This is a genomic window from Blastomonas sp., from assembly GCF_041747255.1.
GTDB lineage: Bacteria > Pseudomonadota > Alphaproteobacteria > Sphingomonadales > Sphingomonadaceae > Blastomonas.
Genome location: NZ_JBGTFM010000026.1, coordinates 1 through 9,310, shown reverse-complemented (window position 1 = coordinate 9,310; position 9,310 = coordinate 1). Strand labels below are relative to the sequence as shown.

10 protein-coding genes are annotated in these 9,310 nt (G+C 63.1%); 8 read left to right on the top strand and 2 right to left on the bottom strand.

Going from position 1 to position 9,310, the window contains the following annotated elements; genetic code table 11:
- The first annotated feature begins 177 nt into the window (after positions 1-177).
- From ACEW8G_RS01025 to queC, 5 genes are all read left to right on the top strand, one after another.
- A complete protein-coding gene (locus ACEW8G_RS01025) occupies positions 178-1,377 on the top strand; it encodes an aspartate aminotransferase family protein (protein ID WP_373486592.1) in 1,200 nt (399 codons plus the stop codon).
- Between the two features lie 144 nt (positions 1,378-1,521).
- A complete protein-coding gene (gene argF / locus ACEW8G_RS01020; protein WP_373486591.1) occupies positions 1,522-2,448 on the top strand; it encodes an ornithine carbamoyltransferase in 927 nt (308 codons plus the stop codon).
- A 54-nt stretch (positions 2,449-2,502) separates the two neighbouring features.
- The gene (locus tag ACEW8G_RS01015; RefSeq protein WP_373486590.1) at positions 2,503-3,399 is read left to right on the top strand and encodes an Hsp33 family molecular chaperone HslO; all 897 of its coding nucleotides are present in this window, start codon (positions 2,503-2,505) and stop codon (positions 3,397-3,399) included.
- A 154-nt stretch (positions 3,400-3,553) separates the two neighbouring features.
- Positions 3,554-3,970, top strand: coding sequence for a hypothetical protein (locus tag ACEW8G_RS01010; protein WP_373486589.1), 417 nt, complete (start codon positions 3,554-3,556; stop codon positions 3,968-3,970).
- A gap of 173 nt (positions 3,971-4,143) precedes the next feature.
- Complete coding sequence (gene queC, locus ACEW8G_RS01005) at positions 4,144-4,839, top strand: 7-cyano-7-deazaguanine synthase QueC (RefSeq protein ID WP_373486593.1); 696 nt, start codon at positions 4,144-4,146, stop codon at positions 4,837-4,839.
- Positions 4,840-4,870: 31 nt separating this feature from the next.
- Here the strand turns inward: queC and ACEW8G_RS01000 are convergent, their stop codons facing one another.
- Both ACEW8G_RS01000 and lipB read right to left on the bottom strand, forming a co-directional pair.
- Positions 4,871-5,173: a hypothetical protein gene (locus ACEW8G_RS01000; RefSeq protein ID WP_373486588.1), complete on the bottom strand. Its 303-nt coding sequence runs from the start codon at positions 5,171-5,173 to the stop codon at positions 4,871-4,873.
- Positions 5,170-5,871, bottom strand: a complete 702-nt coding sequence (lipB, locus tag ACEW8G_RS00995; RefSeq protein ID WP_373486587.1) for a lipoyl(octanoyl) transferase LipB — start codon at positions 5,869-5,871, stop codon at positions 5,170-5,172. Before lipB ends, ACEW8G_RS01000 begins: the two co-directional genes overlap by 4 nt.
- 92 nt (positions 5,872-5,963) lie before the next feature.
- Here lipB and ACEW8G_RS00990 point away from each other — a divergent pair, with 92 nt between their 5' ends.
- From ACEW8G_RS00990 to ACEW8G_RS00980, 3 genes are all read left to right on the top strand, one after another.
- Positions 5,964-6,725 (top strand): hypothetical protein, encoded by a 762-nt coding sequence (locus tag ACEW8G_RS00990; protein ID WP_373486586.1) that lies wholly within the window; start codon positions 5,964-5,966, stop codon positions 6,723-6,725.
- Complete coding sequence (locus tag ACEW8G_RS00985) at positions 6,722-8,266, top strand: cryptochrome/photolyase family protein (protein WP_373486585.1); 1,545 nt, start codon at positions 6,722-6,724, stop codon at positions 8,264-8,266. The genes ACEW8G_RS00990 and ACEW8G_RS00985 overlap by 4 nt, the downstream gene beginning before the upstream one ends.
- Positions 8,267-8,273: 7 nt before the next feature.
- The coding region (locus ACEW8G_RS00980) for a threonine synthase (protein WP_373486584.1) at positions 8,274-9,310 on the top strand (1,037 nt) is incomplete at its 3' end.

Here is a 9,310-nt window from a genome sequence, read left to right as displayed (position 1 = left end):
GGCGGCCCGCCAGTCCCTTTGTGCGCGCGGTGATTGACCGCGTGGGCCAAGCGCGGCTATACCTTCGCGCGTTGCTGTGGCGGCCCTGCGACGGGTCGCCTTTTCTGTTTGGCGCTGGGGGGTCCCGCCGCGCAGACCTGACATAGCGGGACCGACTTGAGGAAGGACAAGGCCGTCATGACCATCACGCCGCTGATGCCCGTTTACCCCCGGTGCGATGTTCGCCCAGTACGCGGCGAAGGCTGTTATTTGATTGGCGAGCGCGGCGAGCGGTATCTGGACTTTGCCAGCGGTATCGCGGTGAACCTGCTCGGCCACGCGCATCCGCACCTTACCAAGGCGATCCAGAAGCAGGCCGAAACCCTGGTCCACGTGTCCAACCTTTATGGCAGCCCGCAGGGCGAGCATCTGGCGCAGCGGCTGGTCGATGCGACCTTTGCCGATACGGTGTTCTTCACCAACTCGGGTGCCGAGGCGGTGGAGTGCGCGATCAAGACCGCGCGCGCCTATCACCAGAGCGAAGGCGGCGATGCCAATCGCACCGTGCTGATCACCTTCAAGAATGCCTTTCACGGGCGCACGATGGCCACCATCAGCGCGTCAAACCAGGACAAGATGCACAAGGGCTTTGCGCCATTATTGCCCGGTTTTCGCTATGTCGACTTCGACGATCTGGAAGGCGCCAAGGCCGCGATCGGCCCTGACGTTGCAGGCTTTCTGGTCGAACCGATCCAGGGCGAAGGCGGTGTCCGCCCGGCAAGCATGGAATTCATGAAGGGTTTGCGGGCGCTGGCTGACGAGCATGACCTGATGCTGGTGCTTGACGAGGTGCAGTGCGGGGTCGCGCGCACTGGATCGCTCTATGCCTATGAGCAATACGGCATCGAACCCGATATCATGGCGACCGCCAAGGGCATCGGTGGTGGCTTCCCGATGGGCGCGTGCCTCGCCACCGAAAAGGCCGCACGCGGCATGGTGTTCGGCACGCATGGTTCCACCTACGGCGGCGGGCCGCTGGCGATGGCGGCGGGCGAAGCGGTGCTCGATGTGGTCAACACGCCCGAGTTTCTGGAGCACGTGCGTAACATGGGTGAAAGGATCTGCGGCGCACTGGCGCAGCTGATCCCCAACCACGACGATATTTTCGATTCGGTGCGTGGCATGGGGCTGATGCTCGGCCTGAAGCTGAAACCAGCGGTGGAAAGCCGCAATTTTGTCGCGCACCTGCGCGATCATCATGGGCTGCTGACCGTGGCAGCCGGTGAGACTGTCGTGCGCATCCTGCCGCCGCTGATCATTGAGCAGGCCCATATTGACGAGTTCATCGAGCGCCTGTCCGCCGGGGCGCGAAGCTTCGCGGTGCCGGTGGCGGCGTAGATAAACTTGGCCCTCTCCCCTTCAGGGGAGAGGGTTGGGAGAGGGGCAATAGCAAACGCCGGTCCCCTCTCCAACTTCGCCTAGGCAGCCAAGCTGCCGAGGCTCCGTATCCTCTCCCCTGAAGGGGCGAGGGAGGAGATAAAAATGACCCGTCATTTCCTGAACCTGTCCGATGCCGGACACGATGCCGTCGCCGCGATGATCAACGATGCGATTGACCGCAAGGCGGCACGCCATGGCTGGCCGCTGGGCAAGCCCGATGCTGACAGGCCGCTCGACGGCCATGTGCTGGCGATGGTGTTCGAGAAAAGCTCGACCCGCACCCGCGTGTCGTTCGACATGGCGATCCGCCAGCTGGGCGGCAGCAGCATCATCCTTGAGGCGGGCAGCACCCAGCTCGGGCGCGGCGAGACGGTGGCCGATACCGCGCGCGTACTGTCACGCATGAGCGATGCGATCATGATCCGCACCGATGACCATGCCAAGATCGAGGCGATGGCGCAGCATGCCAGCGTGCCGGTGATCAATGGCCTCACCGATCTGTCGCACCCCTGCCAGATTGTCGCCGATCTGTTGACCATCATCGAGCATCGCAAGGCCCTGCCGGGGTTGCAGCTGGCGTGGCTGGGCGATGGCAACAATGTGCTCAATTCGATCGTCGAGGCTGCGGGATTGATGAAGTTCACGGTGCGCATCGGCTGCCCGGAAGGATACGATCCCGACCCGGCGTTCGTGTCGCAGGCGCAAGCCGCCGGCGGCACGATCAGCTATCACCGCGACGCTGCCAGTGCCGCCGCGGGGGCTGATGTCATCGTGACCGACACGTGGATTTCGATGGGCCAGGCCCATGCCGAGGCCAAGCTCGCGGCAATGATGCCCTATCAGGTCAACGATGCGCTGATGGCACTGGCCGCGCCCGATGCGCTGTTCCTGCACTGCCTGCCCGCGCATCGCGGCGAAGAGGTCTCCGCCAGCGTGATCGACGGTCCGCAGTCGGTGGTCTGGGATGAGGCAGAAAACCGGTTGCACGCGCAAAAGTCCGTGCTGCGCTGGGTGTTCGAGCAGATTTGATCGCCAGCGGCCTTCGCATTTGACCTCCCCCGCCTTCCCCACCATATAGCCCGCATGACCGCCGCATTCGACGCCCCGCCCGTTCTGTTCACCCTGCCCGATCGCAATGCGCGCGGAAGGTTTGTGCGGCTCGATACGGTGCTGAACGACATCCTGGGCGCGCATGATTACCCCACCGCAATCAAGCATGTGCTGGCCGAAGCGATCACGCTGGTTGCGCTGATGGGGTCGCTGATGAAGCAGGACGGCGGCCAGCTGACCATGCAGGCACAGACCGAAGGCGGCATCGTTGAGCTGCTGGTCGTCGATTACCGCGATGGCGAATTGCGCGGCCATGTCAGGTTCGACCGGAACCGGCTGGCGCAGCTTGGCGCGAACCCTTCATTGTTCGCGCTGTTCGGCAAGGGCTATCTGGCGATCACCTTTGACCAGAGCTTTGGCAAGGGCCGTTATCAGGGCATCGTGCCGCTGGATGACGTGTCGCTGGCGGCGGCGTGCGAGAGCTATTTTTGCCAGTCCGAACAGGTGCCGACGCTGATCCGCATCGCGATTGAATCGGATTCGCGCGGATGCCGCAGCGCGGGCTATCTGGTGCAACATCTGGCCGAGGGCGAGGAAGGCCGCGAACGGCTGCACGTACGGCTCGATCACCCCGAATGGGAGCATGTCGCAATCCTGTCGGCAACGCTCAGCCATGGTGAGCTGCTCGATCCGGCGGTCGATGGCCGCGCCTTGCTGTGGCGGCTGTTTCATGAAGAAGATGAAGTGCGCGCCTCTGATGGCACAGTGCTGACCAAGGGTTGCCGCTGCAATGTCGACCATATCAGGGATGTCATCGGGCGTTTTCCCCAATCCGAACAGGCCGATATGGTCAGCGACAACGGCATGATTGTTGTCGACTGCGCCTTTTGTTCACGCGCGTTTCAGATCGCCCCTGTAGCACCGGGCTGATCTCGTCAGCCATGAACCGGCCACAATTGCAAATTGATTTGGCCACTATTGGTTGCTAAAGACAACGTATTGCCTGGGGCAAGAACCTGGAACGGGTCGCAACATCCGGATGATCGTTGGCCGGATGTCCGGTCATCAAGCTAAGGTTTTGGTCATGGTAAATCTCTCTTTTCGCTGGAAATGGCTGTTGTTGCCGGGCGCTGCTGCGGCATTGTCAGCAATGCCTGCACCTGCGCAGGCGCCCGAGCTGGCGATGCTGAACAAGCTGCAGCCCGGCATGTGGAATCTTAAGGAACGCGGCAGCAGCGACATTGCTGACAAAGTGTGTGTGCGCGATGCGCGCAAACTGCTGCAACTGCGCCACGGCGATGCGCAGTGCCGCCGCTATGTGATTGCGGACGAGCCCAATCAGGTGACCGTATCCTATAAATGCCCCGGCGGCGGATCAGGCCGCACGACAATCAAATATGAAGGGCGCGGGCTGGTGCAGATCGATTCGCAAGGCCTGCTGGACAACGCTCCCTTTGCTTTTGCGGTCGAAGCCCGGTTTGCCGGGTCCTGCAGCGGATGATTGCGGTCGCCCCGTCAAGCTAACCGTTTTTTAACCATCACTGCGTTATCCCCGACCGGTGCCGGACTCGGTACGCTTTCCTCCCTTTCAGGTCATTACGACCTCACTGGGCCGCACGAACCCGCGTTCGTGCGGCCCTATTTTTTGGTTTGCGGGCGATGTCGCAGCGCAATATGCCGATGCGCATGAACGAGCAGAAGAAAATTGCGGTTGTGCTATTGTCGGGCGGGCTGGATTCAATGGTGTCGGCGGCGCGCGCGCAGGAGGCGGGCTTTACCATTGCCGCGCTCACCATCGATTATAACCAGCGCCACCGGGTTGAGATCGAGGCCGCGCGGACCATCGCCGCGCATCTGGGCGCCTTGCGCCATATCGTGCTGCCGCTCGACCTCAGCCAGTTCGGCGGATCGGCGCTGACCGACGCCATCGATGTGCCCAAATCGGGTGTCGGCGAAGGCGTGCCAGTGACCTATGTGCCCGCGCGCAACCTCATCTTCCTGTCGCTGACCCTGGGCTGGGCCGAAGCGCTGGGCGCGCGCGATATCTTCATCGGGGTCAATGCGCTCGACTATTCGGGATATCCCGATTGCCGCCCCGAATTCATCGAAGGCTTTGCCCGGCTCGCCGATCTGGCCACCAAGGCGGGCGATGCGGGTGAGCCGTTCACCATCCACGCGCCGCTGCAGTATTTGGGCAAGGCGCAGATTGCCGAGGAGGCCGCGCGGCTGGGGCTGGACCCGGGGATGAGCTGGTCCTGCTATGACCCGGCCCCCGATGGCCGCGCCTGTGGCTTATGCGACAGCTGCCGCCTGCGGAAAGCGGGCTTTGCCGATGCCGGGCTGGTCGATCCGACGGTGTATGTGGTTTAAGTCGACGCTGTTTTCCGGAAATTGCCCGCCCCTATTCGTCTTCTGCATCCTCTTCCGCCGGTGTTTCAGCCGCAGGTTCCGCAGCCGACGGTGCCGCCTCACCTGCCGGCACAGGCGCGCCTGGCGTCGCTGCCTCCGCGACCGGATCGGCGAGCGGCGCGTCATTGGGTAGCAGGTTCATATCGGGCAACGCGTCGCTGATCGTGCCTTCGGGCGTGTTGCTTTGCGTCTGCGCACCTTCGGGCGTGTTGCTGGTGCTGTCACAGCCCCCCAGCATCAGCAGAGCGGTGAAGCCAGCACTAAGGGCGGTATATCGTGCGTCTCGCATGGTCATGAAACATCCTCGCTGGCGTCGCTTTGGCACGGCGCGGCGAACGCGGCAAGAAACTGTGGCAGGGTTGCCTGCAAAGCCGCGTCAAGATCAGCCATGGTCGCCACGATGCCAAGATCGGCGAGACTGGTCACGGGATACTCGCTGATGCCGCACGGTACGATGCCGCCAAAGTGCGCCAGATCCGGGTTCACGTTGATCGCAAAGCCGTGCATCGTCACCCAGCGGCGCACTCGCACGCCAATCGCGCCGATCTTCGCCTCCTGCCCCGCGCCGTTATCGGTCCAGATGCCGATCCGCCCTTCGGCGCGGCACGCGCTAACCCCCAGAACCCCGAGTGCAGCGATCACCCAGTCCTCCAGCGCATGGACAAAGCAGCGCACATCGCGGCCGCGTGTGCGCAGATCGAGCAGCACATAGCCGACCCTTTGGCCCGGCCCGTGATAGGTATAGCGCCCGCCCCGCCCGGTATCGTAGACCGGGAATTGGCCGCTGAGCAGTTCGGCGGGGTCCGCGCTGGTACCGGCGGTATAGAGCGGCGGATGTTCGAGCAGCCAGATCAGCTCAGCCGCCTCGCCGCGTTCGATGGCCGCGTTGCGCGCCTCCATCTCCGCCAGCGCCTGCGGATAGGCGATATGGCCTGCGCTCACCTGCCATTGCGGCGGCGCGCTGATTTCTGGCTGCTGCAACCCTGCCGCCATTCGCCTGCCTTTACCCCAAATGCCTTGCGCGGCGCGATGCCGCCGGTTAGCGGGATGCTTTACCCGGTATCGGCAGTGAGGCAAATCCCGCGATGACGCACAGGCTTGATCTTTCTGCATGCTGGAACGATGCGATGCATCTGTTTCGGCGCGACCGCGACCTGCTGCTGAGCATCGCCGGGGTGTTCATACTGCTGCCCAGCCTGGCGCTGGCGATGCTCACCGACCGGCCGGTGCCGCCCGAAGGGGCCGATTTTGAAACCATCGCGGCCACCGTGCAGGCGTTCTATATCAGCAATTTCGTCTGGATCGCGCTGGTCGGCATCGCCAGTGGCTTTGGCGCGGTGGCGATGCTGGTGCTGATCCTTGACCGCAATGCGACCAGCGTCCGCGAGGCATTGAGCCGTGCGCTCACCCTGGTCGTACCCTATTGGGCGTTGGGCATCATCACCGGCGCTGCGGTGTTTCTCGGCAGTCTCGCGCTGATCCTGCCGGGCATTTACATCTTCATCAAATTGTTGGTCGCAGGGCCGGTGATGGTCGCAGAGCAGCTTTCCAACCCGGTCGCGGCGATGCGGCGCTCGTGGGAGATCACCAAGGGCAACAGCCTGCGCATTTTTTCTTTCGTGGCCATCGTCGGGATCACCGCGTTTTTCATCTATGTGACCAGCGCGACGATCTTTGGTATCATCATCCGGCTGGCGGTTTCGGCAGATCTTGCCGACACGCTGACCACCGTGGTGGATTCGACGCTCAGTACACTGCTTTCGGTGCTGATGATCTGTGTCTATGCGTCGGTCTACCGGCAGCTGAACGGACCGAACCGCACCTCGCTGGCGCGCGAGTTTGAATGACGACAGCTGTGCTGCGCGTTATCCTGGGGGACCAGCTGTCATCTCGCCTCGCCATCGTGGCAGAGGCGGACAAGGCCAGCGATGTGATCCTGATGGCCGAGGTGATGAGTGAGGCCAGCTATGTGCCGCACCATGTCAAGAAAATCGCCTTCCTGTTCTCGGCGATGCGCCATTATGCCGAGGCGTTGCGCAAGGCGGGCTATACGGTGCGCTATGTGGCGCTTGAGGACGAGGGCAGCAGCCAAAGCATAGACGGCGAGATTTTACGCGCGGTCGAAGAGCTTTCGCCTGCGCGCGTAGCGGTCACCGAGCCCGGCGAATGGCGGCTGCGCGAGACGTTCGAGGCGCTGAGCCTGGCGCTACCTGTGCCGCTCGACATCTTGCCCGATACGCGCTTTTTGTGCACCCACGCCGAGTTCGACGACTGGGCCGAAGGACGGCGCGAATTGCGCATGGAGTATTTCTACCGCGAGATGCGCCGCAAGCACGGCATCCTGCTTGAGGCGGACGGCAAGCCCACCGGCGGCAAATGGAATTACGATGCTGACAACCGCAAGCCGCCCAAGGCCGGGCTGGATTCGCCAAAGCGCCTGAGCTTTGCCAAGAATACGATCACCCGCGATGTGCTCGCTCTGGTCAAGCGGCGCTTTGCCGATGGCTATGGACGGCTCGAACCGTTTCATTTTGCGGTGACCCGCCAGCAGGCCTTGCGCGAGCTTGACCATTTCATCGCGCACATCCTGCCCAGCTTTGGCGACTATCAGGATGCGATGGTCAAAGGCGAGCCGTTCCTGCGCCATTCGCTGCTCTCCGCCTATATCAACGCCGGGCTGCTTTATCCGCTTGAGGTCTGCAAAAAGGCAGAAGCCGCTTATCGCGAAGGAAGTGCGCCGCTCAACGCAGCCGAGGGCTTCATCCGCCAGATCCTGGGCTGGCGCGAGTATATCCGTGGTATCTACTGGCGCTTCATGCCCGATTACGCGACCCGCAACGCGCTCGATGCGCACGAGCCGCTGCCTGCGTTCTACTGGACCGGCAAGACGCAGATGGCTTGCATCCGCGAAACTCTGGCGCATACCTATGACCACGCCTATTCGCACCACATCCAGCGATTGATGATCACCGGCAATTTCGCGCTGCTTGCAGGGCTTGATCCGCACGAGGTCCACGAATGGTATCTTGCAGTTTATGCCGATGCCTATGAGTGGGTTGAATTGCCCAACACGCTCGGCATGGCACTGCACGCCGATGACGGGTTGCTCGCCACCAAGCCCTATGCGGCAAGCGGCAATTATATCAAGAAGATGAGCAACTATTGCTCCGGTTGCGCCTATGACCCAACGGTGGCGCTGGGCGAGCGCGCCTGCCCGTTCAACGCGCTCTACTGGGATTTCGTGGCGCGCCACAAGGACCGGTTCAGCGCCAACGCGCGCATGCCGTTTGTATACGCCAACTGGGCCAAGATGGGCACCGAGCGGCAGGAATCCCTGAGAAAACAGGCGCAGGCGCATCTTGCCGCGATGCGCGAAGGGACACTTTGAAAACGCGATGACATTTTTGACCAACATCACCGCCGACCGCCCCAGCTACGTGACGCATCTCGAATGCTCGCTGACCGGCGAGATATACCCCGCAGACACAGTGCATGGCCTGTCGCGCGCGGGCCGTCCGCTGCTGGTGCGCTATGATCTGGCCGCGATCCGCGCGCAGCTGCCGCGTGAAACGATGCATGCGCGCGCGACCGACCTGTGGCGCTGGCGCGAGCTGTTGCCGGTGCGCAACGCGCACGACATCGTCAGCTTGGGCGAGATTGAGACGCCGCTGGTGCCGTTGCCGGTGTCGGGCGGGGTCAATGTGCTGGTCAAGGATGAGGGACGGCTGCCGACCGGATCGTTCAAGGCGCGCGGGCTGGTGATGGCGGTCAGCATGGCCAAGGCGCTGGGCATCACCCGCATCGCCATGCCCACCAACGGCAATGCAGGCGCGGCGCTCGCCGCTTATGCGACGCGCTGCGGCATCGAGACCATCGTGTTTTGCCCTGAGGATACGCCCGAAATCAACGTGCGCGAGATCGCGCTGCAGGGCGCACGCGTCTGGCGGGTCAACGGCCTGATCGATGATTGCGGTGCGATTGTCGGCGAAGGTGCGGAACAAGGCCGCTGGTTCGACTTTTCGACGTTGAAGGAGCCCTACCGGATCGAAGGCAAGAAGACGATGGGGCTGGAGCTCGCGGCGCAGCTGGGCTGGACGCTGCCGGACGCGATCTTTTACCCCACAGGTGGCGGCACCGGACTGATCGGCATGTGGAAGGCGTTCGACGAGCTTGAGGCGCTGGGCTGGATCGGCCCGGAGCGGCCGAAAATGTTCGCCATCCAGGCCTCAGGCTGCGCGCCCATCGTCAAGGCATTCGATGACGGCGTCGAACATGCCGAGCGCTGGGAAAATGCGCACACCGTCGCCGCCGGAATTCGCGTGCCGAAAGCCGTCGGCGATTTCCTCATCCTGCGCGCGGTGCGGGCGAGCGGCGGCAAAGCGCTGGCGGTCGATGATGTCGCGATCGAGGCGGCGGTGCGCGATGCCGCGAC

Excerpts from the sequence above, each read along its gene's own strand:
- ACEW8G_RS00990 (WP_373486586.1), top strand. The coding sequence starts at position 5,964 with ATGACGCACAGGCTTGATCTTTCTGCATGCTGGAACGATGCGATGCAT.
- ACEW8G_RS01025 (WP_373486592.1), top strand. The coding sequence starts at position 178 with ATGACCATCACGCCGCTGATGCCCGTTTACCCCCGGTGCGATGTTCGC.
- argF (WP_373486591.1), top strand. The coding sequence starts at position 1,522 with ATGACCCGTCATTTCCTGAACCTGTCCGATGCCGGACACGATGCCGTC.
- lipB (WP_373486587.1), bottom strand. The coding sequence starts at position 5,871 with ATGGCGGCAGGGTTGCAGCAGCCAGAAATCAGCGCGCCGCCGCAATGG.
- ACEW8G_RS01010 (WP_373486589.1), top strand. The coding sequence starts at position 3,554 with ATGGTAAATCTCTCTTTTCGCTGGAAATGGCTGTTGTTGCCGGGCGCT.
- ACEW8G_RS01000 (WP_373486588.1), bottom strand. The coding sequence starts at position 5,173 with ATGACCATGCGAGACGCACGATATACCGCCCTTAGTGCTGGCTTCACC.
- ACEW8G_RS00985 (WP_373486585.1), top strand. The coding sequence starts at position 6,722 with ATGACGACAGCTGTGCTGCGCGTTATCCTGGGGGACCAGCTGTCATCT.
- ACEW8G_RS01015 (WP_373486590.1), top strand. The coding sequence starts at position 2,503 with ATGACCGCCGCATTCGACGCCCCGCCCGTTCTGTTCACCCTGCCCGAT.
- queC (WP_373486593.1), top strand. The coding sequence starts at position 4,144 with ATGCCGATGCGCATGAACGAGCAGAAGAAAATTGCGGTTGTGCTATTG.